The sequence below is a fragment of the Chryseobacterium sp. CCNWLW53 genome, assembly GCF_037083525.1.
Taxonomy (GTDB): Bacteria; Bacteroidota; Bacteroidia; order Flavobacteriales; family Weeksellaceae; genus Chryseobacterium; species Chryseobacterium lathyri.
The window spans coordinates 820,644-844,642 of the sequence record NZ_JBAOJR010000002.1 but is presented as its reverse complement, the minus strand read 5'-3'; the positions used below and the strand labels follow the sequence as shown (position 1 = coordinate 844,642).

20 protein-coding genes are annotated in these 23,999 nt (G+C 35.9%); 8 read left to right on the top strand and 12 right to left on the bottom strand.

All coding sequences use genetic code 11. The annotated features are described in order from the left end of the window. Positions 1 to 11: 11 nt before the first annotated feature. Entirely contained in the window at positions 12 to 1,493 is a 1,482-nt protein-coding gene (locus tag V6R96_RS08875; RefSeq protein ID WP_111960974.1) for a hypothetical protein, read from the bottom strand. Between the two features lie 105 nt (positions 1,494 to 1,598). Continuing rightward, complete coding sequence (locus V6R96_RS08870) at positions 1,599 to 5,084, bottom strand: DUF2723 domain-containing protein (RefSeq protein WP_336378681.1); 3,486 nt, start codon at positions 5,082 to 5,084, stop codon at positions 1,599 to 1,601. Between the two features lie 222 nt (positions 5,085 to 5,306). Here V6R96_RS08870 and V6R96_RS08865 point away from each other — a divergent pair, with 222 nt between their 5' ends. The 5 genes from V6R96_RS08865 (at position 5,307) to V6R96_RS08845 (ending at position 11,796) form a co-directional block, all read left to right on the top strand. After that, the gene (locus V6R96_RS08865) at positions 5,307 to 6,344 is read left to right on the top strand and encodes a PLP-dependent cysteine synthase family protein (RefSeq protein WP_111961053.1); all 1,038 of its coding nucleotides are present in this window, start codon (positions 5,307 to 5,309) and stop codon (positions 6,342 to 6,344) included. 81 nt (positions 6,345 to 6,425) lie between these two features. Then, positions 6,426 to 7,697, top strand: coding sequence for a pyridoxal phosphate-dependent aminotransferase family protein (locus tag V6R96_RS08860; protein WP_174772319.1), 1,272 nt, complete (start codon positions 6,426 to 6,428; stop codon positions 7,695 to 7,697). Between the two features lie 75 nt (positions 7,698 to 7,772). Then, entirely contained in the window at positions 7,773 to 8,660 is an 888-nt protein-coding gene (locus V6R96_RS08855) for an EamA family transporter (RefSeq protein WP_336378680.1), read from the top strand. Positions 8,661 to 8,724: 64 nt separating this feature from the next. Continuing rightward, a complete protein-coding gene (locus tag V6R96_RS08850; RefSeq protein ID WP_336389748.1) occupies positions 8,725 to 9,507 on the top strand; it encodes a hypothetical protein in 783 nt (260 codons plus the stop codon). Between the two features lie 99 nt (positions 9,508 to 9,606). Then, positions 9,607 to 11,796, top strand: coding sequence for a radical SAM protein (locus V6R96_RS08845; RefSeq protein WP_336378678.1), 2,190 nt, complete (start codon positions 9,607 to 9,609; stop codon positions 11,794 to 11,796). Between the two features lie 69 nt (positions 11,797 to 11,865). Here the strand turns inward: V6R96_RS08845 and V6R96_RS08840 are convergent, their stop codons facing one another. Beyond that, the gene (locus V6R96_RS08840) at positions 11,866 to 13,026 is read right to left on the bottom strand and encodes a hypothetical protein (RefSeq protein WP_111961058.1); all 1,161 of its coding nucleotides are present in this window, start codon (positions 13,024 to 13,026) and stop codon (positions 11,866 to 11,868) included. A gap of 610 nt (positions 13,027 to 13,636) precedes the next feature. Here V6R96_RS08840 and V6R96_RS08835 point away from each other — a divergent pair. Then, positions 13,637 to 14,251 (top strand): AraC family transcriptional regulator, encoded by a 615-nt coding sequence (locus V6R96_RS08835; protein WP_157963386.1) that lies wholly within the window; start codon positions 13,637 to 13,639, stop codon positions 14,249 to 14,251. Between the two features lie 67 nt (positions 14,252 to 14,318). On the opposite strand, the gene V6R96_RS08830 is transcribed toward V6R96_RS08835, so the two are convergent. The 3 genes from V6R96_RS08830 to atpD all read right to left on the bottom strand — a co-directional run bounded on the left by V6R96_RS08830 (position 14,319) and on the right by atpD (position 17,094). Beyond that, a complete protein-coding gene (locus tag V6R96_RS08830) occupies positions 14,319 to 15,140 on the bottom strand; it encodes a hypothetical protein (protein WP_111957929.1) in 822 nt (273 codons plus the stop codon). Between the two features lie 80 nt (positions 15,141 to 15,220). After that, complete coding sequence (locus V6R96_RS08825) at positions 15,221 to 15,502, bottom strand: F0F1 ATP synthase subunit epsilon (RefSeq protein ID WP_111957931.1); 282 nt, start codon at positions 15,500 to 15,502, stop codon at positions 15,221 to 15,223. 83 nt (positions 15,503 to 15,585) lie between these two features. Further along, entirely contained in the window at positions 15,586 to 17,094 is a 1,509-nt protein-coding gene (gene atpD / locus V6R96_RS08820) for a F0F1 ATP synthase subunit beta (RefSeq protein ID WP_111957933.1), read from the bottom strand. A 206-nt stretch (positions 17,095 to 17,300) separates the two neighbouring features. Here atpD and V6R96_RS08815 point away from each other — a divergent pair, with 206 nt between their 5' ends. Further along, on the top strand, positions 17,301 to 18,221 hold the full coding sequence (locus tag V6R96_RS08815; protein WP_111957935.1) for a bifunctional riboflavin kinase/FAD synthetase: 921 nt from the start codon (positions 17,301 to 17,303) through the stop codon (positions 18,219 to 18,221). Here the strand turns inward: V6R96_RS08815 and V6R96_RS08810 are convergent. Continuing rightward, positions 18,218 to 18,571: an MmcQ/YjbR family DNA-binding protein gene (locus V6R96_RS08810; RefSeq protein ID WP_336378677.1), complete on the bottom strand. Its 354-nt coding sequence runs from the start codon at positions 18,569 to 18,571 to the stop codon at positions 18,218 to 18,220. The two genes, V6R96_RS08815 and V6R96_RS08810, sit on opposite strands and share 4 nt — an antisense overlap. A 97-nt stretch (positions 18,572 to 18,668) precedes the next feature. On the opposite strand from V6R96_RS08810, the gene V6R96_RS08805 reads away from it, so the two are divergent. Continuing rightward, positions 18,669 to 19,325 (top strand): NAD(P)H-binding protein, encoded by a 657-nt coding sequence (locus tag V6R96_RS08805; RefSeq protein ID WP_111957940.1) that lies wholly within the window; start codon positions 18,669 to 18,671, stop codon positions 19,323 to 19,325. A gap of 120 nt (positions 19,326 to 19,445) precedes the next feature. On the opposite strand, the gene V6R96_RS08800 is transcribed toward V6R96_RS08805, so the two are convergent. From V6R96_RS08800 to V6R96_RS08780, 5 genes are all read right to left on the bottom strand, one after another. Continuing rightward, complete coding sequence (locus V6R96_RS08800) at positions 19,446 to 20,021, bottom strand: glutathione peroxidase (protein WP_111957942.1); 576 nt, start codon at positions 20,019 to 20,021, stop codon at positions 19,446 to 19,448. A gap of 84 nt (positions 20,022 to 20,105) precedes the next feature. Next, positions 20,106 to 20,768: a histidine kinase gene (locus tag V6R96_RS08795; RefSeq protein ID WP_111957944.1), complete on the bottom strand. Its 663-nt coding sequence runs from the start codon at positions 20,766 to 20,768 to the stop codon at positions 20,106 to 20,108. 78 nt (positions 20,769 to 20,846) lie between these two features. Next, on the bottom strand, positions 20,847 to 21,569 hold the full coding sequence (gene kdsB, locus V6R96_RS08790) for a 3-deoxy-manno-octulosonate cytidylyltransferase (RefSeq protein ID WP_111957946.1): 723 nt from the start codon (positions 21,567 to 21,569) through the stop codon (positions 20,847 to 20,849). 247 nt (positions 21,570 to 21,816) lie between these two features. Further along, positions 21,817 to 23,070, bottom strand: a complete 1,254-nt coding sequence (locus tag V6R96_RS08785) for a pyridoxal phosphate-dependent aminotransferase (protein WP_111957948.1) — start codon at positions 23,068 to 23,070, stop codon at positions 21,817 to 21,819. A gap of 20 nt (positions 23,071 to 23,090) precedes the next feature. After that, the gene (locus V6R96_RS08780) at positions 23,091 to 23,999 is read right to left on the bottom strand and encodes a hypothetical protein (RefSeq protein ID WP_336378676.1); all 909 of its coding nucleotides are present in this window, start codon (positions 23,997 to 23,999) and stop codon (positions 23,091 to 23,093) included.

Below are 23,999 nucleotides of genomic sequence, written 5' to 3'. Positions count from 1 at the left end.
TATTCAATCTTTTAATCATTCTTAATATATAAATTATAATCCGTTCCGGATGGCTTAAGATGATAAATCTTTTCCAGGATAGGATTATCGCTTTTCAGATTGTCTTTTATCCTGAATTCTTTCATTAGCTTATAATGTGTCTGGTAGTACACAGCATCATTTCCTTTAAATAAGTTCTTGTAGGAAAGAAGATATTTTGGTTTCCTGCTTTTTACGGTATTGATCCAGTAATGGGCTTTGTCTTTTTTTATTTCCGTCTGGATCTGCTTGTCTACCAATCCTACTTCATCAATCGTTTTTAATCCTGAAAAATAAGGTACATAGCCCGCAGGTTCCAAAAGTATCCACTGGCTTTTATCTTTCTCGAAAGTATCCAAAAACAGTCCTATCTCTCTGCGGTAATTCCACTCTCCATGTCCTGTGGCAATGGCATGCATAGTTTGGAAAGCCAGCATTGGAACTATATAAAATACTACTAATAAGGATAGCCATACATTTCTCCTCTCTTTCTGCTCCAAAACAAAAATAAGAATGGGAACAAAAAGCAACAGCTGTGGCACCCAATAGTACCAGTCAAATAAGCTTTTTTGGGAGATAAAAATAATTTGCTTTACCCAACCGAAAATAAAAATCATCCATAAGAAATAATTCCTCTTTTCTCTCTGTCTTACAAGATAAATAAAGCACAGCAACTCAAAGATTAGTATAATGATGGTTACCGGATTGAAGTTTCCGGGAAGTTTTAGCATTCCCCAGAAATTGCCGAAGCTTACCAGAAAGTAATTGAGGTTTTGTGCAAAAGTAAAATCATGTTCATAAAGAAGTTTTTTGGCCACAATGGTATTATTAACCAGCTCTCCAAAATACAGCCAGTTAAAAGACAATACAGATAAAACACCTAACATTCCTCCAAAGACATATTGCCATCTGATTTTTCTGTTCCAAAAAATATCGACAAGAAATACAATTCCAAGAAAAATAACCGTATCAATCCTTGTAAACATAATCAAAACCGGCAAAAGAATCAGTGCCCATCTTTTGTTTTTACTGAAACCGTAATACAGAAGCGCCATTTCCAGAAAGAAAAGTATCCCGTATTCCATTCCAAGAATAGAAATTTTAATGGAAGGCGGCAATATTCCGATTAAAAATATAAAAATAGCTTTATGCCACGCATTCTTAAGGGTCAGATGCGCAAGAAGCAATGTTCCTATGGTAAAAAGTATGGAATTGAAGGTCAACAGGGGTTCAATAAAATATTCTTTTCCTAAGATCAGATTGAATATATAAGACACAAAAACATACAGATGTGTGGTAGAAGCTGAAATTTTGGTCTCTCCGTTGAAACCTATTACACCATAATCTAACAGGTTTTGGGCTACCCTCCAGGTAATGAATGCATCTTCCTGAATATAGTGAGTCAATAAAAAAAGAAGTTTAAAAACAACCGTAAAAATCACGGCATAGATTGGGAGTCTATTATTTTGAGCCATCACGCATTTTTAATATCACAAATATAATCTTAAATTTATGAATCCAATGACAAAAAAAAACGGAACTAAAAGTCCCGTTTTTTAAAATATTTTATTAATATTTTTTTATTGTGTTGCTTTAATAATTGCTGTAGTGATCTGCTCCTCTTTTTCTTTTGAATAGGTAGAATCAAAAGGTTCCATCACATCGAACAAATACTGGTAAAAAGGTGAAATCTTCTGGATATTTTCAGATTCTTTCCTTGCCTTTTCTTTACCCATCTGCTGAAGATCTTTGAGGAAAGTGTTGAACTTCTTATCAATCGGTTCTATAGATTTTACCAGGTAAGCATATGCCTTTTCATCCTGTCCCAATTTCTTATAAGCATCTGTAACAGCAGCTACCACAAGAGAATATTCCATTGGTTTGGATCTCATCTGTCTTCTTGCAAAATTTTGATCAGCCGGTGAAAGACTCAGATAGTAATCGTACTCTTCAAAAATACCTTTTTTCAGGATTTCTGCCAGCTGCAGACCTTTTTTCTCCTGTCCTGCAATGATATATCCGGTGACCATAGAGCTTAATGAACGTGGATCATTAAATTTCTCAGCAGGAATTTCTTTTGAGGCAAGGTCTAATAATTCTATAGCTTTAGCTTTCTGTCCTTTTAACGCCAATGCTGAAGCTGCTCTGCTTGCTGACATTCTGTAGCTCATAATGTTCGAAGTAGCAGTTTCATCAAAATGAGTATTCAGGTCTTTAAAATTCCCCCATCTGAAGTTCTTCACAACATTATATAAAGAATTAGTATCCACTCTTCCCATATCTCCATCTGCGTTCTCCTTGGTATGGATAGGAACTAATCTATAGCTGAATCCATCAAACTGAAGGTATTCATTCAGGTAGAAAATATTTTCACTGTCATAAATTCCTCCTGATGAGAAGCTAATAGGACGCTTCCAGTCGAAATTGGCCAGCATATCCAGCATGATCAGGTTATTTTTATATAGCGTGTTTCCTTTGTAGGTAATCATGATCTGGTTCACTACATCCGGAAGATCCGCCTGGGTGATAATTCCTGCTTTTAATGCATTTTCTTTGTTAACCGGAAGAATGAACTTGTTTACCGGAAGAATATTATATTTCTCAAACTTTTCTTCCCCGAAGTACATTTTTAAAAGCTCATCTTTTTCGGGAGATTTGAATTTGATAAAGTCAACAGCCTCTTTCAATGTCAGTGAATCCTGTGTAAGGTATTTTCTGAAAGCTCCGAATTGTGTATCAGGGACACCCTGTTCTTTCAGCATAGAGAAAACTCCTTCCCAGTCTTCTTTCTTCATCATGTAGATCTGGTCGTTTACACCGTCTCTGTAGTCCTCGTGAGTCAGTTCACTTGGAATTCCTGCTGCATTATATGTTTTTCTCTTTACCTGATCTAGGTTCCACGGAGTTGAAGCAAGGGTAAAGTTAACCACCTTCACATCATCTCTGAATCTTTCCGTTTCCTGGATAGCCCATACCGGGTACGTGTCATTATCTCCATAAACGAATAAAATATCGTTTTTAGGAAGTGATTTTAATACTGAATAGGCATAATCATAAGCGGTATATCTGTTGCTTCTGTCGTGTACATTATAGTTCTGGAAACCCATCATAAAAGGGACACCCAATAAAACTACTCCTAAAGCGATGTTTGCTCCGTTTGATTTTATCTTAGACTGGATAAACCATAAGATAGCTCCGGCTCCAAGGCCAATCCATATTGCAAATGCATAAAAGGACCCCACCATCGCATAATCTCTTTCTCTCGGTTCGAAAGGTTTCACGCCTGTGTAGAAAATAATTCCGACACTTGTTAAAATAAATAATGAAAGCAGTGCATAGAATCTTCCAAAGTCCCTGTTAAGCTGGAAAAAGAAACCGATCAACCCTAAGATTAAGGGTAAAAAGAAGAATTTAACCGTACTTTCATTCTTGAATTTTGCAGGCATTTTATCCTGGTTTCCAAGCAGTGCATTATCGATGAAAGGAATTCCGGAGATCCAGTTTCCTTTAGTGTTTTCCATATTTCCTTCAAGATCATTTTGTCTTCCCACGAAGTTCCACATCAGGTATCTTACAAAATAATACCCATTCTGGAATGTAATGAAATAGTCCATATTCTGAGCCAGTGAAGGCTTCTGAACATTGATCAGGTTGTAAGGTTTCACTTTCAGGTAATCAGCTGCCGTAATGGATTTGTCTTCATATTTTGCTCTCAGTTCATCAAAGATCTGTTTTGCCTCAGGATTGTCTGCTACATCTTCATTGGCATAATTGAAGGTAAAGTCAGGAGCTCCGTACATAGAAATGTAGTTTGCCATTACGTCTTTATCTTCATTAAACATTCTTGGCATTAAGCTGATCTGAGACTGGCTGAATGTATAATTGAACCGGTCCCCGGTTTTTCTGTAAGTTCCGGTTTTTTCATCTTTTTCATAGATTTCTCCGGTTTTCTTCGTTTTGAAGCTTCCGTCTTCATTTTTCTCAATTCCGTTAGCATCAAGGAAAGCGGTATAGTTTTGACCGTAGATAGTCGGCCAATCACCGTACTGCTCCCTGTTATAATAGTCCAGCATACCAATGGCAGTATCAGGATCATTAAGGTTCATCGGTGGATTCGCATTCGCTCTGATAGGAATAACCATCCAGCATGAGAATCCAATGATCATATAAACCACTGACAATGCAGCCGTCTGATATATATTTTTCTTTGCTCTTCTGGCATATTTAATCAGGAGATAAGATATTACAACCATCAGAATAAATGCTACTATCGTTCCTGAATGGAAAGGAAGTCCAAGCCCGTTCACAAAGAATATTTCCAGTCTTCCGAACATCGTCATGATCAATGGGAAGATAATTTTGAAAACAATGATCAGGATTCCCAGTGTGATTGCGTTGGCCCAGATAAAGTTTTTCCAAGTAAATTTATAATTTCTTGCATAGTATACCAGACATACCGCCGGAACTGCAAGCATCCCCATCATATGAACCCCTACTGAAAGTCCTAATACAAAGAAAATAAGGATGATCCATCTTTCACTGTCTTTCGCCAGGTATTCATTTTCCCATTTGGTAATGAGCCAAACGAGTAAAGCAATAAACATAGAAGCCATAGAATATACCTCTCCTTCTACAGCAGAAAACCAGAAAGTATCTGAAAAAGTAAAGCATAATGCTCCTACAGCTCCTGCAAAAAGGATGGAGATTTCCTGGTGTTTTGTAATTTCATCAAAATCCTTGTTCAGCAGCCGTCTTACAAAATGGGTAATCGTCCAGAATAAAAATAAAATCGTCAGCGCACTAAACAATGCAGACATCGCATTAATTACGATAGAATAATTTTCACCTTTCCCTAAAGCAAAAATGGCTGCCACGGCACCCACAATCTGGAATAAAGCGGCTCCGGGAGCATGCGTTACTTCAAGTTTTACAGCTGAGGAAATATACTCGCCGCAGTCCCAGAAACTGAAATTGGGTTCTATGGTCGACAAGTACGTGAAAAATGCAATGACGAAAATCACCCATCCTAAAACGGTGTTCCATTGCCTAAAAGTCCAATTTTTCATAGTATTAAATCAATTACGCGAAAATAAGGCTTTTATACCATTCTGTGGTGTTTTTAACAAAATTTAAAAATTTTGGCGTAGTATTTGCGATTGTACTTCAGCTAAGATTGCAAATCAAAAAATAAATTTTGCTGAATCGCTGGCTTGAAATCAAACAAAAGTTTAGTAATTATTTATTTTTTTGTATTTTTGCGGTCAGATTTTTATTGAAAATAACAAATAATGAGTAATGTTTACGATAATATTCTTGGCCTAATAGGAAATACTCCTATGGTGAAGCTTAATACTGTTACAAAAGATATTCCTGCAACCGTTTATGCCAAGTTAGAATCATATAATCCTGGACATTCCACAAAAGATAGAATAGCACTTCATATTATAGAAAATGCTGAACAAAAAGGTTTATTAAAGGAAGATTCTGTAGTTGTAGAAACTACTTCAGGAAACACCGGATTTTCTATAGCGATGGTCTGTATTATTAAAGGATATAAATGTATTCTGGCGGTAAGCGACAAAACGAAGCCCGAAAAGATTGCCTATTTGAAAGCATTAGGGGCTACGGTATACATTTGTCCTGCCAACGTGGCTGCAGATGATCCCAGATCTTATTATGAAGTAGCTAAAAGAATAGCTTCAGAAACGCCAAATTCAGTTTACATCAATCAATATTTTAATGAATTGAATATTGATGCACACTACCAGACTACCGGTCCTGAAATTTGGGAGCAGACAGAAGGTAAGGTTACCCACCTCTTCGCCTGCACTGGAACGGGTGGAACATTGTCCGGTTCGGGTAAATTTTTAAAAGAAAAAAATCCGGATATCAAGATTATTGGTGTGGATGCTGATGGTTCTATCCTGAAGAGCTACCACGAAACAGGAGAAATCCATAAAGAAGATGTTCATCCTTATCAGATTGAAGGAATGGGGAAAAACTTGATCCCTGCTGCCCTGCTTTTTGATAAAGTAGATGAGTTTGTAAGGGTAAATGATGAAATGTCTGCCTACAGAACCCGAGAAATAGCCCTTAAAGAAGCTATTATGGGAGGATATACCACGGGAGCCGTAACCCAGGCGCTGATTCAGTATGCACAGTCTCACGAGCTTACCAAAGATGATATTATTGTCCTGATCTACCCTGATCACGGATCAAGGTATATTACTAAGGTATACAGTGACAAATGGATGGCCGAACAAGGTTTTGTAAATAACTGTGTACACAATTACGATGAAGTTTTCAAGACAGAATTCATTAAATAGATTTAAATAAACCACGATACAAATCAAGCCTTTTGTGTTTTACAGGAAAGGCTTTTTTACTTAAAATTACGATACAAAATGTTGGATATTTTTGAAAGAATAAAAGAAAATCCAGGACCTCTTGGACAGTTTGCAGATTACGGAGAAGGGTATTTCATTTTCCCGAGATTAGAAGGACCTATCGGCCCAAGAATGCAGTTTCAGGGAAAAGAAGTGATTTTCTGGAGTGCTAATGACTATTTAGGATTATGCAACCACCCCGAAGTGCTGGAAGCTGACGCTAAAGCCGCTGCAGAATATGGGATGTTCTATCCTATGGGAGCCAGGGCAATGTCCGGTGAAACAGAACAACACCTTCAGCTGGAAAGAGAACTGGCAGATTTTGTACAGAAAGAATCAGCATATTTATTGAATTTCGGCTACCAGGGAATGGTTTCTACTATAGATGCTTTAGTGAGCAGAAACGATGTGATCGTATATGATGTAGATTCGCATGCCTGTATTGTAGACGGTGTAAGACTTCACTCCGGAAAAAGATTTACCTACAGACATAATGATATTGAAAGTCTTGAAAAAAACCTTCAAAGAGCAACCAAAGTAGCGGAAGAAACCGGAGGTGGTATTCTTGTGATTACGGAAGGTGTTTTCGGAATGAGAGGTCAGCAGGGAAAACTTAAAGAGATCTGCGATCTTAAATCTAAATACAGCTTCAGACTTTTAGTAGATGACGCACACGGATTCGGGACTCTTGGAAAAACAGGAGCCGGAGCTGGTGAAGAGCAGGGATGCCAGGATCAGATTGATGTATACTTCTCTACTTTTGCTAAATCTATGGCTGGTTTCGGAGCTTTCCTTGCGGGAAATAAAGAAATCATCAGATACTTGAAATTCAACTTAAGATCTCAGATTTTTGCTAAATCTCTTACAATGCCAATGGTAATCGGAGGTTTAAAAAGACTGGAACTTTTAAGAACCAGACCGGAAATTAAAGCCAAGCTTTGGGAAAATGTAAATAAATTACAAAGCGGACTTAAAGAAAAAGGATTCAATATTGGAGATACAAACACCTGCGTAACACCAGTAATGATGCAGGGAACTCCGGTGGAAGCCACACTTCTTGTAAAAGATTTAAGAGAAAATTACAGGATTTTCACCTCTGTAGTGGTTTACCCGGTTATTCCGAAGGGAATGATCCTGTTGAGATTAATTCCTACCGCTTCCCATACGGATGCAGAAATTAATGAAACATTAGCTGCGTTTGAAGCCATTCATGATAAATTAGTAAGTGGTTACTATAAAGAGCAAGAACAAAAACTTCTGCAGGAGCAGGGTTTAAGTTTTAAGGCGATTTAATGAAAAGATAAAAACCACTGAAAATTTCAGTGGTTTTTTTATTACATATTCATCCTATCAAATTTGTGATTAAAAATGAAGTTCAAGGGTTATTTGTTAGGCATACTGTCGTCCGTCTCATTCGGGCTGATCCCTATTTTCATCCTGCCGCTGAAGCAGGCCCATTTCTCTATGGATATTACGCTGTTCTATAGATTTTTGTTTTCTGCCTCAATGGTTGGCGGATATCTGCTGTATTCCGGAGAAAGCTTCAGGATCAATAAAAAAGAAGCTCTTATCCTTGCTGTTCTGGGAGTCTGCTATGCCCTTTCTTCAGAATTTTTGTTCATTGGGTATGATTTTCTTACCCCGGGGATTGCCTCTACCGTCCTTTTTATTTATCCGGTTATTGTAGCTTTGATCATGTTTTTCTTTTATAGGGAAAAACTCACAAAACTTTCTATAATCTCTCTGTTTTTAGCTTTTGCAGGGGTTATTGTTTTATGCTTAAAAGAAAATGGTCTGGAGATTAATTTTGCAGGTCTTGGAATTGTGATGCTGAGCTCATTATTTTATGCACTTTATATGGTGATCGTTAATAAATCTGATCTTAAAGTATCAGGATTCAAGCTCTCATTCTACTCCATGCTTTGTACTTCAGCATTTTTTATGGTAAAAGCTTCTGCTGAAGGTGAATCTTTTGCCATCCCTTCCGTATCCATCTTTTTAAATTTTATTGTTTTTGCTTTTCTCACCACCGTTATTTCAAGTCTGTGTTTGGTGTATGCTATAAAATATATCGGGTCCACGCCAACTGCTATTTTAGGAGCATTGGAACCTGTGGTTGCAGTGATGGTAAGTGTCTTCATGTTTCATGAAAAATTTACGGTAAATCTTCTCATCGGTATTACGCTTATCCTTTTAGGAGTAACCTTTAATGTTATTGCAGACAACAGAAAGTCGAAGCTTACTCAGCTCACATAAAGTGACTGGCTGACAATTAACTGTTCTATAACAATTTTTTATATTATATTTACTCAACAAACTGATGAGCAAATACAATATGCGAATTATTCCGAAGATCGTTTTTTCTCTTATTACAAGAATATTTTTATGTACAGCTTTGTTGTTTTCGGAACCTGTATCATGGCAGTTTAGATTTCTATGCGTGATCATTTTTTGTATTCCCTGGATAAGATTTTTCATGAATGATTTTGACAGGAAAAATATTGATCTGTATCTTAGGTATAAGCTTCTGTTTCTTACCACCCCTGTTTTATATGCCCTTATCCTTTGGAAATTTTTTGAATGGTATCATTTCAGTTTAATTACCCAGTTAATTTTATTCCTTTTACCGGTAATAGTAAGTTTTTTTATTAAAACGAAAAGTAAAGATATTTCAGGCAACACTCAGAACATCCTACAGACAATGAGTTACTATTGTATTCCGTTCTTTTTAGCGGTCAATATATCTTTTGATTTTTCCAAACCATCATCGAAAGAATATTTTATTACCGATAAAGCCAGTCCTATAGAAGAAAAATGGGATTCAGAAGGTTACTATAAAATTACGAACTATCAGTTTAAGGTTATTCCAAAAGAAAAAATGAATACTATTGAAGTTAAGAAATATAACATTCCTGCCAAATATAAAAACAATTATGAATATTTGAATTCATATTATTTAAAAGAATCTCCAAAATCTCTTACCATATATGTAAACCGCAAAACGTATCATAAATTTGGAAAAGGAAATTATCTTGATATTGAAACCTACTCCGGATTATTTGGGATAGAATGTACCTATTATCATTGGAAACTTAAGCACTAATCACTAAGCTTTATAAAGAATTAAAAAATACTTTTAAACTTTCCTGCTTAGCTTTTTCATTTTAGATGAATTTAAAATAACTTTGCAAAAATTTCCTGTTTGAAAGATCTTCTTCTCATTACTCCGCCTTTTACCCAGCTCAATACTCCTTATCCGGCAACAGCTTATATAAAAGGCTTTCTGAATACCAAAAATATTTCCAGCTACCAAGCCGATCTGGGACTTGATGTTATTTTGGAGTTATTTTCGAAAAACGGACTTGAGAAAATTTTCAGCACAAAAATCAATCATCAGGAACTCTCAGAAAATTCACAACGGATTTATGCATTACGGGAAGAGTATTTAAGAACAATAGATCAGGTGATTCCTTTTTTACAGGGAAAAACCCCTACGCTGGCCAGACAGATCTGTAGCATGAATTTTCTGCCGGAAGCCTCCCGTTTCAACCAGCTGGATGATATGGATTTTGCATTTGGTAATATGGGGCTTCAGGATAAGGCGAAGCACCTGGCTACCCTATATTTAGAAGATCTTTCTGATTATATTATTGAAAATATTGATTCGGATTTCGGATTCAGCAGATATGCAGAACGTCTCGGAAAAAGTGCCAATTCTTTTGATGAGCTGTATTCAAAACTGTCAAATAATCCAACCTTTATTGACAGCTTTACCCTTAAAATTCTTCAGGAAAAATTAGAATTAGTTCAACCAAAATTGGTATGCTTTTCAATCCCGTTTCCAGGAAATCTGTATGCCGGATTCAAATGTGCCCAGTTCATTAAAAAAAACTATCCCCACATTAAAACTGCGATGGGTGGCGGTTTCCCCAATACCGAATTGCGGGAAGTAAAAGATCAGAGAGTTTTTGAATTTTTTGATTTTATCACTCTTGATGATGGTGAGCTTCCTCTCGAGCTTCTTTACAACAACTTGCATATTTCAGAAGAAATCGCAGAGTACAAGAGAACATTTTTAATTGAAAATCAAGAGGTTACTTATAAAAATAATTCTAAAAGACACGATTATAAGCAGGCAGATATCGGTACACCAGATTATACAGACTTAAAATTAGACCAGTATATTTCAGTGATTGAAATTGCCAACCCAATGCACAGTTTATGGAGTGACGGAAGATGGAACAAACTGACCATGGCCCACGGATGCTACTGGGGAAAATGTACATTCTGCGATATTTCTCTGGACTATATCAAAATCTACGAGCCTATTTCTGCTAAAATTTTAGTGGACAGAATGGAGGAGCTCATTAAAACAACAGGTGAAACGGGATTCCATTTTGTGGATGAAGCTGCACCACCGGCATTGATGCGGGAAGTTGCATTGGAAATTCTTCGCAGAAATCTTGTGGTTACCTGGTGGACCAATATCCGGTTTGAGAAAAGTTTCACCCGTGATTTATGTTATCTGTTAAAACTTTCGGGATGCGTTGCCGTTTCCGGAGGGCTGGAAGTGGCCAGCGACCGGTTGCTACAATTGATAGATAAAGGTATTTCTGTAGAGCAAGTTGCAAAGGTAACAAGAAATTTCACGGAAGCCGGAATCATGATTCACGCTTATCTGATGTATGGCTACCCTACTCAGACTGTCCAGGAAACAGTAGACTCTTTGGAAATGGTAAGGCAGATGTTTGAGATGGGAATTCTCCAAAGTGCTTTCTGGCATCAGTTTGCTATGACAGCGCATTCACCTGTCGGAATAAATCCTGAGGAATTTGGAGTGACTCCTCTGAAGCAGAAAATTCTGTTTGCCAACAATGATATTGATTTTAAGGATAAAACCGGAATCGATCACAGCCAGTTCAGCTTTGGATTGAAAAAATCTCTTTTTAATTATATGCACGGAATCAATTTTGAATTTCCGCTTCAAGAATGGTTTGATTTTAAAATTCCTAAAACAACAGTTCATCCTGATTATATTCATGACTGCCTTCTGGATGATACCCAATTCGGCTTTAAAGGCAACTCTAAGGTTGTTTTCCTGACTAAAAACGTAATCGCTGAGAATCGCATAAAAAATAAAAAGAAATACTCCGGTGCATATACGCTTCTTACATTCCATTTAAAAACCAACATTGTAAAGATAGATCTGGAGCAGGATAAAGCAGAATGGCTGATGAAAGTGCTGGAAGAAAATTCTATAGAAAACCCTAAAAAAGTTACAGCTCAACAGCTTAAGAATCAGTTTGAAGAAAATTTTGAAGATTTTGAATTATTCTGGTTTTCAAAACCAATTCAGCAGCTTAAAGATAATGGTGTGATTTTGAGTTTATAAATATTCATTAGAAAGCCTTATTTGTCAAAAAATAACAAATAAGGCATAAGATATAATAAATATTTGTGCTTAATTGGTAGAACGTACCTGCTCTATTCTAAGAAAGGCTTTTGTTGTCGTACAAGTACCTCCAGGACAATTTGTTGCATTTGCAGGCCCAAAATTTGCAGCTCCCATCATAAATGTTAAAATATACATAGTTTGATCTGATGCACTAGTAGTTGTCCAGGTATATCGTCTGTATTCCGGAGAACCAAAATAAATATCCGGATCTCCCCATGCATCAGTAATAGCTCCTCCCATACTTGTACCACTTCCTCCTCCGTTTCCATACCAAACACCTTGCGCCGGAAATGTCATCCCATTATTACCATATACAATCTGGCCATTTGTTACATATTCAGTTGCACCATTCCACATAATAGTTGGAGTACCGGTGTTACTTCTTATCTGTAAATCTGCTAGATCAAATCCGTTATTGGGAGGAGTATTAGAAACGACCACTCTTACCGAAAATTTTCCATCAGGGGAAGTCAGAATTCTATCATAACCTGTTGAAGGATCGTTGGTTAATTTTAGTGGTCCTATAGTTGCTGCAATTTTTATTTCTGCAATATCTTGTCCTCCTACTGTAGCATTGCAACTTCCCGTATAAAATGGTACTGTGGTGCTGTTAATAGGTATTGTAGTAGTTGTAGGAGAAGTAATGGTAGGCGTTCCTGATACAATAAATATGAGTTCTCCAGCTCCGATTGCTAATTTTCCTGCCTGTAATTGAAAACTTAATCCATTTACTGTAACAGGACTACCTCCAGGATAGGCTCCTCCATTTCCTCCAACATATGAAACCTTCAAAATACCCGTGAAAGGGACTCCTGTCGTATACATTGATGGACTTAATATTGCAGTTGTACAGTCTATATTGGAAACAGAGGGAGCTACAGAAGTAGAATTATCTATAATTCTCCACTCTGATCCATTCCAAAAATAATATCCTTTAGAAAGAGTGGTTCCGCTATTGTAAACCAATAAACCAGCAGCTTGTCCCAATGCTCCATCCAGATCCATCGTTGATGAAGTAAGATTAATTCTTGGTGCTAAAAATCCTTTATTGGATGAGACTACATCTAATACAGAAGAAGCGTCTGGACTTACAGTATTTATTCCTACATGTTGTGCAGAAATTAAAGAAACCGTAAAAATGGCAGTTGAAATAAATATTTTTCTCATTGTAAATTTGTATTATTTATTAAGTTAAAAATTATAGAATTACATTATGACTGATATTTTAGCTTTTGTTTTGTAAAACTATAGTAAAGTTTGGAATAAAAATGCTCATCTATAAGCGTAATACAGGTAATCATTTAACACTTATATTCCTATAAATCAACCTGATAAAAAATACATTTAAGTAATACTGAATAAATGAATAAAATAAATCCTATTTTAGTGTTTTAAAATGAGTTAAATACTGTTAATTTGTATTAAAATAGAAATAACTATGATCAAGTCTGATATATATAAAAAATCCGTAATAAATTTTATATATTCATACATTATAATTGGATTTGGTCTTCTTAGTTTATTTTGGCATATAAAATTGGAATATTATATACTAATTTTCTCACTTTTATCAATTATAGTAAATATTGTAATTTTAATATTCATATATAATCTTGAGTATAATATAATCCGATTATTCATAAAACCTTACTTGATATTATCTTCTATAGCGATATATTTTATTTTAATTTTATTTTGGAATCATAGTCCACTATCACTTATATGGTATCTTATTTTTCCAGTGGCAGTGTACCATTTCTACTCCATACGTACTGTTTTGTATTGGACTGTTTATATTGCGTTTCTAATTCTCCTTACGTTCTTTGGAAATTATTGTTTTGATGTTCCTAAACTGGCTATTTCAAAAAATAACCTATTCATTATTAATGTTTTTACATTACTGTCAGTAATTTATTTTATCTCGTTTTTCTTATACTATAAGCATAAAATTACATTTCATGATATTTCTGAAAATAAAGAAACAGATCATATTATAACTGAAAATGAACTAATTGTATCTAGGATTTCCAATTCTGAGGCTACTTATAAAAAAATTTATGATGATATTATTACTCTGTTTGAAAACGATAAAATATATTTAGATACAAACTTTAATATTTCTACACTTGCTGAGATTTTAAATACAAATGTTTCCTATGTTTCACGTACTATTAATTCTACAGCGGGTTCTAATTTCAATACTTTTTTAAATACTTATCGTATTCAATATATCAAAAAGTTGATGCACGATGATGATTATGACCGTTATAAACTAACCTACCTATATACTCAGGCAGGTTTTAAAAATCAATCGACGTTTAATAAAGTTTTTAAAGATTTAGAGGGAGTTACTCCTACAGAATATATTCAAAAGTTAAAAGAAAATATATAATAAAAACTCGCGAAAAATTAATTTTCGCGAGTTTTATATATTCATTTAAGATTAATAAAAAGAGTCTTTATTTCTCAGCTCCTTCCTTCTTAACCTGCCCTACAACTACTTTTTCCTGAATTTTAATAAAACTAGGATCCATAATAGCCAACCTTTCCGCAATTGCTTTATAAGTAGGAAATTTTAACAGAGAAGCCCTGCCGGACATTTCCCTGTAGATGGTAAAAATTTTTCCGTTAGCTGTTTTGATCTGCTTTGTTGTGGTAATATATTTTCCAATATATTTACTTTTAGCATCATATACCTCAATATCTATGAAGGTTTTATCGGTAATGGTATCTTCAGAACCAAAACTTACCGGAAGATTGGTAAAATATCCGACAGGAATGCCGTTGCTAATGATCTCTCCTACTTTATTAACTTCAATGTTGAGCTTATCAATTTTACTTCTGGTAGTATAGGCATCTTTGGTTTTGGTATCCAGCTTTCTTTTAGGAATATTTTTAAATATATCATCCAGGTTTTTAATATTGATTCCTTTATTATCAATAATCTTCAGACCTTTAATAGAAGTATAAACTGCTGATTTTTCCTCTCCGGAAAATGCTGACGGAGAAATATAGTCCATTTCTATTGTCTTATCCCTGTTGTAAACCCTGTTCAGTTTTATATAACTGTCTCTTACGGAATCCACTATACTTTTATCTACGAATTCTATGGTATACATCGGGGTCTCGTTCAGATCCATGAACGTATAGATACTGGATTTGTTGGAGATCTTGGCAACATGAACGCCATCAAGACTTATGATGCCTCTTTTGGTTTTGAAATTTTGGGCATTACACAAAATTGCCAGAACGGTAAAGAATATGATTGTACTTTTCTTCATAGAATCAGACTTTTACACAACATAAAAAAAGTGTAACCAAAGTTACACTTTCTTGAAAATATATTTAGCTTTTCATTTAATTATTCACAAAGGATGATTCCTTTATCATGATTAAATTCTACAACACCGCTTTTGATAGGGTAAGAAAAAACAGAATCTTTCTCATTTTCTTTAGTAAAGTTTTTAGCATAAGCTTCACCCACTGAAGATGTGAAAAGCTTTACTTTACCTCCGATCAAAGAAGAAACAATTGCTGCGTGATTTTTCATAATGTGGAATTCACCACTTTTTCCCGGCAACAATACAGAGTCTACTTCTCCTTCAAAAACTACGTATTCTGGTGTTAAAATTTTTATATTCATATTTCTTAGATTAAAGAGAAAAGAGAAAAGAAAAAAGAAAGAGACCATGTCTTTGTTCTTTTTTCTTTATTCTATTTATCTAGTTAAGCGTTTTCAGCTAACATTTTTTGTCCAGCCTCGATAGCTTCCTCGATGGTTCCTTTTAAGTTGAACGCAGCTTCCGGTAAATGGTCTAGTTCACCATCCATAATCATGTTGAATCCTTTGATGGTATCTTTGATATCTACCAATGATCCCGGAATACCTGTAAACTGTTCAGCTACGTGGAAAGGCTGAGATAAGAATCTCTGAACTTTTCTGGCACGGTAAACTACTGATTTATCTTCTTCAGAAAGTTCTTCCATACCAAGAATTGCGATAATATCCTGAAGCGCTTTGTATCTCTGAAGAATTTCTTTTACTCTCTGAGCACAGTCATAATGTTCATCACCGATAATTTCCGGAGCAAGGATTCTTGACGTAGAAGCCAATGGATCCACCGCAGGATAAATACCCAATGAAGCAATTTTTCTGTCTAGTACCGTAGTTGCATCCAAGTGAGCAAACGTAGTTGCAGGAGCCGGGTCAGTTAAGTCATCCGCAGGTACGTAAACTGCCTGTACTGAAGTAATTGAACCGTTTTTAGTAGAAGTAATTCTTTCCTGCATCGCTCCCATCTCAGAAGCAAGAGTCGGTTGGTAACCTACCGCTGACGGCATACGACCAAGAAGTGCAGATACCTCAGAACCAGCCTGTGTAAAACGGAAGATGTTATCTACGAAGAAAAGTACGTCTCTACCTTGTCCGCTTTCACCACCGTCTCTGTAGTACTCAGCCAATGTAAGACCAGAAAGTGCTACTCTGGCTCTTGCACCTGGCGGCTCGTTCATCTGTCCGAAAACGAATGCAGCTTTAGATTCTTTCATAGCTTCTAAGTCTACTTTAGAAAGATCCCAACCTCCGTTTTCCATAGAATGCATGAAATCATCACCATATTTAATAATTCCTGATTCAAGCATCTCTCTCAAAAGGTCATTTCCTTCTCTCGTTCTTTCACCTACTCCGGCAAAAACTGAAAGACCTCCGTGTCCTTTTGCAATATTGTTAATCAACTCCTGGATCAATACTGTTTTACCTACACCGGCACCACCAAACAATCCAATCTTACCCCCTTTTGCGTAAGGCTCAATAAGGTCGATTACTTTAATACCTGTAAATAAAACTTCTGCAGAAGTTGAAAGTTGATCAAATTTTGGAGCTGGTCTGTGAATTGGCAGACCACCTTCTTTAGAAATATTTTGAAGTCCGTCGATAGCATCCCCAACAACGTTGAATAGTCTTCCGTTCACAGCTTCACCAATTGGCATTGTAATAGGATTTCCGTATCCGATTACTTCCTGCCCTCTTTGAAGACCGTCTGTAGCATCCATTGCAATACATCTTACTGTATCTTCACCAATATGCTGCTCTACTTCTAAGACTACTTTTTCACCGTTTCCTTTTGTAATTTCTAACGCGTCATAAATACTTGGAATTGCTTCCACATCTGTGAAGACAACGTCGATTACCGGACCAATAATTTGAGAAATTTTACCTTTAATTTGGTTTGCCATTGCTAAATTTTTTCTTGGTGCAAATATAATGATTCTTCATAAACCTACAATTGGTAAAAAAAAGATTTTTATCATACTTTTTTGTTAATGTACCAATATAACAATTTACCAGTCTAGCAATTATTTCTCCGCAAAAAATATTGGTACATTGTTATATTGATACATTGTTACATTATGTATATATTTGCAGTCAAATTTTTTCCGTTTTGAAAGTTTTCAAGAATTTTAAAGATTATTCCTCCCAAAAGCCTTTAGCATTGTCTCTGGGAATGTTTGACGGAGTACATCTCGGGCACAAAAGTATTATCGATGAACTGATTAATGTGGGTACAGAGAATAATCTGGAGACAGCGATCCTTACTTTCTGGCCGCATCCGCGTTTTGTTTTTAACCCGAATGAAGATCTTAAGCTTCTGAATACGTTGGATGAAAAGAAACAGCTGATCGAAAAATACGGAATCAATCATTTGTTCCTGAAAGAATTTGATGAAGAATTCAGAAACCTTACAGGTGAAGAGTTTGTACGTCAGATCCTCATTGACAAACTGAATGTTAAATACCTTATTATTGGTTACGACCATTCATTCGGAAAAAATAAGAGCGGAAATTTCGAGCTTCTTCAAAAGCTTTCCAAAGAACTGGATTTTGTTGTTGAACAGATGGAAGCGATCAATCTCCACGAAAACAATATCAGCTCCACGAAAGTACGCAATGCTCTTCTGACAGGAAATATTAAAGAAGCCAATGAAATGCTTGGTTACTCCTACTCTGTTTCCGGAACCGTTGTTCATGGGAAAAAAATTGGAAGGACAATTGGCTATCCTACAGCTAACATTGATGCTGAATCTATTAAACTTCTGCCTAAAAAAGGAGCTTATATTGTAGAAACCGAAGTAAAAGGCCAGCAATATAAAGGAATGCTCAGCATTGGTACCAATCCTACTGTAAACGGAGAAAAATTAACCGTTGAAGTCTATATTCTTGATTTTGAAGGCGATATTTATGATGAAAAGATCACGGTAAGATTCAGGGATTTTCTTCATGACGAGATCAAATTCGAAGGCCTTGAAAAATTAATTGAGAGGTTGGATGAAGATAAAAGGCTGACCCGGGAGTTTCAATTCTAATTATTTATAATTTCTTCTTTTGCTTTTTTCGTTAATGAATTAAAAACCAATTCATAAGACTGATCTATTAACTTATAGATAAGATCTCTTTTCAAACCATCAACCATGACAGAATTCCAATGGGTTTTATTCATGTGAAATGCGCCTGTGATCTGCGGATGCTGTTCTCGGAGTTCTGCGCTCCACTCAGGGTCAGTTTTTACGTTGATGCTCAATGGCTGTCTTTCAAGTCCCATTAATAAAAACATTTTTGTCCCTACTTTCATCACAAGGGTTTCGTTATCAAAAGGAAAAGTTTCTGTAACTCCTTTTTTAGCCAGGCAGTAATCTAAAATTTCGTTGGCATCCATGGATTTTATAAATGATAAGTGATAATGATTATTGATATTAATTTCAAATGTAGTAAATTTAAGAAAGAAAATACCATCTATATAAATCACAAATATTATGAAAGCTTTGGTTATTGGCGCAACGGGCGCTACAGGAAAGGATCTGGTAAAACAGCTGCTCAGCGATAAAGAGTTTGAGGAAGTCGATATCTTTGTAAGAAAGCCTGTGGATATCCAGAATGACAAGCTGAAAGTTCATGTGGTTAATTTTGAAAAGCCGGAAGAATGGAAAGATAAAGTGAAGGGTGACATTGCATTCTCATGCTTAGGAACAACACTGAAAGATGCCGGAAGCAAAGAAGCCCAGAGAAAGGTAGATTTTGATTATCAGTATGAATTCGCCAAAGCAGCGAAGGAAAATGATGTGGAAGATTATATACTGGTTTCGGCATATGGAGCAAACCCCACATCTAAAATTTTCTATTCTAAAATGAAAGGTGAGCTGGAAGAGGCTGTGAAACAACTTCATTTTAATAAGATCACTATTTTTAAACCAGGAATGCTGGAAAGAAAAGATTCGGAAAGAACCGGAGAGGTTCTGGGTAGCAGAATTATAAAATTTGCCAATAAGCTGGGACTGCTGGAAAGTCAGAAACCTTTGCCTACTGATATTTTAGCAAAAGCTATGATTAATTCATCCAAAATAAAAAGTAATGGTTATTCCAGTATTAAACTTGGGAATATTTTCTGTTTTGCTGAGAAAAGCAACGACTAGAAGCAGACAACTTGAATTATAAGCGCTTCGACTCCGCTCAGCATGACATTTCTAATACTATCTGTATTTTTCTAAGCTGTCACACTGAGCGGAGCCGAAGTGTTGTTTTTATAATTTATCTTACTTCAAATGCTTCGTAATAGCATCGTCTGTAGGTTTTGTAGTACTTATGAAAGTATCGATCAGCTTTCCGTTTTCATCGAGCAGGAATTTCGTGAAATTCCAAAGGATGGTAGTGTTTTTTACCCCGTTTAAATCTTTTTCCGTTAAATATTTAAAGATAGGAGCTGTATCATCTCCTTTTACAGAAACTTTAGCCGCCAAAGGAAAAGTTACTCCATAATTTTTCTGGCAGAAAGCACCGATCTCAGTATTGGTTCCGGGCTCCTGACCTCCGAAGTTATTGGCAGGAAAACCTACAATAACCAGTTTGTCTTTATATTCTTCATACAGCTTTTCAAGATCTGCATATTGTGGAGTAAATCCACATTCTGATGCTGTATTGACAATAAGGATCTTTTTTCCTTTAAAGTCTGCAAAGTTAATCTCCTTACCATCAAGGCTTTCAACTTTAAAATCATATATTGTTTTTCCCATAAGTTCTTTGGTTTTAGATTGAGAAATTTCACTTTTCTGATTGGTACAGCTCTGTAAAAATGCTACAAAAGAAAGCAGCCATAAGAAAATCTTTTTCATTCTTATAATTTTAGTTGGCAGTTTTGCCGCGGTTATTTTCCAAAATATAATGCCGAATATTTTAAATAGGCATTATTTTCTTAATTAAAATTTAAATGTATTGGCAGGAAAAACTTTATTGACATCTATCCTGTTTAAGATCATAACGAAGTCTCCATCTTTTTTAGTACTTGAAGATTCAATTCTAAAAGGCATTGACAGATTTCCTACTTTCTTGTAATCGGCATATACCAACGTTTCATCTTTTTTGATTTCTTTTAAAAGCATATACGTTTTTACATCAAAGTAATAGATGTTCTTATTTACATTTTTGGTAAGCTCCACTTTGTGACAGTAGATCTCACCTACTTTTTCTTTTCCTGCATATTTAGCATCAAAACCTTTATTTTCCCAGTCAATGAAATCATTATCAAAGCTTTCAGGTATGTATTCAGGGTATACCTGAAGTTTGTTGGCTGCATAATTCATTGCGTATCCTCTAGTACCATCAAAACCTTCAATGGCTGTTTCCTTTCCACCGATACTGATCACCGTTTTGGTAAGATTGGGACGCTGCTGGTAAATTTTTATAGGGTATTCATCTTTGATCCCTAAAATCACTTTTCCCTGTAACAGTACTGAATTTAAAAGCTTCCAATTCGTTAATCCTCCGGACAGTTCAATATTTTTGTCTATAATTTCTTTTGCGGTCTGCGCAAAAGACAACTGCGAAAGTATCAGTACGAATACTAAAAGTAATTTCTTCATTAATCTTATTTATTTCAAATATAAGGGGAATTGCGCGAAAAAACAAAAGGTGATGAGCAATGCTTTCACCATCTATTCTCAAATTAATTTCCGTGCTTTTTCCAGATCTTCGGGAGTATCGATCCCCACTCCGATGAAATTGGTTTCTATTAACTTAATCTTCATCCCGTATTCCAGATAACGGATGCATTCTATTTTTTCTGATATTTCAAGTGGTTTCATTTCCAGTTTGGAGAACTGAAGTAAGGCATGTTTTCTGAAAGCATATACGCCAATATGCTTAAAATAGCTAATGTCATAAGAGATTTCCCTATGGAAAGGAATCACGGAACGGCTAAAATAAAGGGCAAAACCGTTGTTATCCGTAATAACTTTTACATTATTCGGGTTTTCAATTTCTTCTTTTTCTGTTAGTCTGATTTTTAATGAAGCCAGAGAAATTTCCTGGTTAGTATCATCCTTGAAAACGTCGATAAGCTGTCTTAACGGCTCTAATTTAAGGAAAGGCTCATCGCCCTGAACATTAATCACGATATCGCAGTCGATGTTCTGTACGGCCTCCGCAATACGGTCGCTCCCGGTTTCATGCTGTCCGGTCATAACGGCTTTTCCACCATTTTTCACAATTTCATCAAAAATAATTTCAGAATCCGTAGCTACAAATACTTCATCAAACAGTCCCGTCTCGGCAACATTCTGATAGGTAGTCGTGATCACTGTTTTTTCACCTAACATCTGCATCAGCTTTGCCGGAAAACGGCTTGCTTCGTAACGGGCAGGAATGACAGCTATGATTTTCATTTATTATAAATTATGAGTTATGAATGATTAATTGATATAATTTGCTAAAAAGATAATTCCTAATGTTGAATAACTCAACAACTTGGTTTCCAGGAACGGCCTTTTTGGAAGTTTCATTAATAAAAACTAAATTTTTTCCGTATTTCTTATCTTCAAAAAATCGCTTCGACTACGCTCAGCGTGACACTTAATAATAACTTATACCGTGCCGTGTTAAGTGTAGCCGAAGCATATATATTTTTCTTAATTATTTTAAAGCATTCAAAGCATTTTCAAGCTTTGGTAGCATTACTTTGATCTCGTCAACCGCTAAACCTCCCACAGAAGCACGGAACCAAGGCTCAGATTTTGCCTCTCCGAATGCTGAGAATGGTACAAGAGCAACTCCGGCATCATTAATTAAGTAGAATACAAGGTCAGACGAATTTTCAATAACAGATCCGTCCGGTTTTGTTTTTCCGATATAATCTAATCTGATGGTAAGGTACAGAGCTCCCATTGGTTCAATACTTTCCACTGCCAATCCTTTTCCTTTTAAGTCCTGTATTCCACCGTGAAGAACTTTTAAGCTTTCTTCCAGTTTTCCTTTAAAATCTTCTACGAAAACATTTACATTGTCAGGGTTTTCAAAGAATTTCGCGGTAGCTTCCTGTTCAGGCTTCGGTGCCCAGGCTCCAACGTGCGTTAACAGAGCTTTCATTTTATCTAAAATATGAGACGGACCGAATCCCCACCCTACACGTACTCCCGTTGCAGCAAGGCATTTGGAAATACCGTCGATATAAATGGTATATTCTTTCAATTCAGGGAAAAGAGAAACCGGATCTACGTGCTGTGCACCGAAAGTAAGATTAGAATAGATCTGATCATACATCAGGTATAATGGTTTTTCATCTTCCCCTCTTTTTCTGTTTTCTTCAAGAACCAATTCGCAGATAGCTGAAAGCTGCTCTTTTGTAAACATTGTTCCTGTAGGGTTCAGGGGTGAACACAGTGCCAAAAGAACTGCACCGCTTAAATGTGGTCTCAGATCATCTGCTGTAGGAAGGAAGTTGTTTTCAGGGGTAGTCTTAACTTCTACAGCCTCTGCAGAGGTAAGGTAAGCGTAATGGTTGTTGTTCCATGATGGTGTAGGATATACTACTTTATCACCTTCATCTACGATTGTTTTATACACCGCGTAGATCAACGGTCTTGATCCGGCAGTAATTAAAATATCGTTCGGTGAGTAATCCAGGTTCCATCTGTTTTTCAGGTCTTTGGAAACTTCTTTTCTTAAAGATAAAAGCCCGTTGGCCGGCGGATAATTTGTCAGATTATTCTGATATGCCTTCTGAATCTCTTCCTTCAGCAGTGCCGGGATAGGATAGAGATTAGAATTCAGGTCACCAATAGTAAGATTGGCAATTTCTGCTCCTTTTGCTTTTAAATCATTTACTTCATTACCAATTTTTACAATTTCAGAACCAATCAGGTTCGCCGCTAATTTTGAAACTTTCACTTTATTTTTATTTAAATTTACTAATAATCGTTTTCCACGTTCATTTTCTCACGAATCTGATCAACAGGTACCTGAGCATCAAAAAGAGCCAGAAATTCCTGAACCCTTTTTGCGGTATATGAATTAGGATATTTTTTTATAATCCTTTTATATTCATTCCTGTTTTCTTCGTATAATTTTCCGTCTGCTGTTTCATACGTTGGGGTATTGTCCATTCCGTACAGATAATCATGCAGGTAATTGTTGTAATCTTTTTTCACTGTTTTCAGGAGCTGGCTTTCGGGATATTTCTTCATAAAATTTTCCCAGAATATCAATCTTTCTCCCAGTTCTTTCCAACTAATGATCAATCCGGCATCCGCAGCATAGTTCTCTTTTGCTTCTATTGCCATCTGAGCAATATAAGAATTGTAGTCCGGGGTTACCTTATTTTTAAATATGGTAAAATAATGATCAGGCACAGACCAGATTTCGGTGTAACCTTCTCCTACTTCCCTGAACTCCAATCCTTCTTTCTTAAACTGAGCTGCGAGCTTCTTTATATTTTCCGGAAACTTGTAGCTGTCGCTGCCGGAATCATAATAATTGATATATTTATCCAGAATATCGGTATGCAGTCTGCTCAGGCCTTCAATATATTTATTCCTTACTTCAACGTAATCTTCGTACACCTTATTATTCTGCTCCGGACTTCCGGCTGCTATTTCTCTTTCTGTTTTAGATTGATAATACTGAAGCGCTTTTATATAATCCTCCGTTGTATTTTTTGGAGAATAGGCTGTATCAACTGGTTTAAAAAGATCTTCTTTTATTTCTGTTTTGGCAACTGAATCATTAACTGCTTTTACTTCTGTCGTTTTAGAAACCTCTTTTTTGCAGGAAAAAACAAGTACAGAAAGCATACAGACCGCAAAACTCTTTTTTATCAT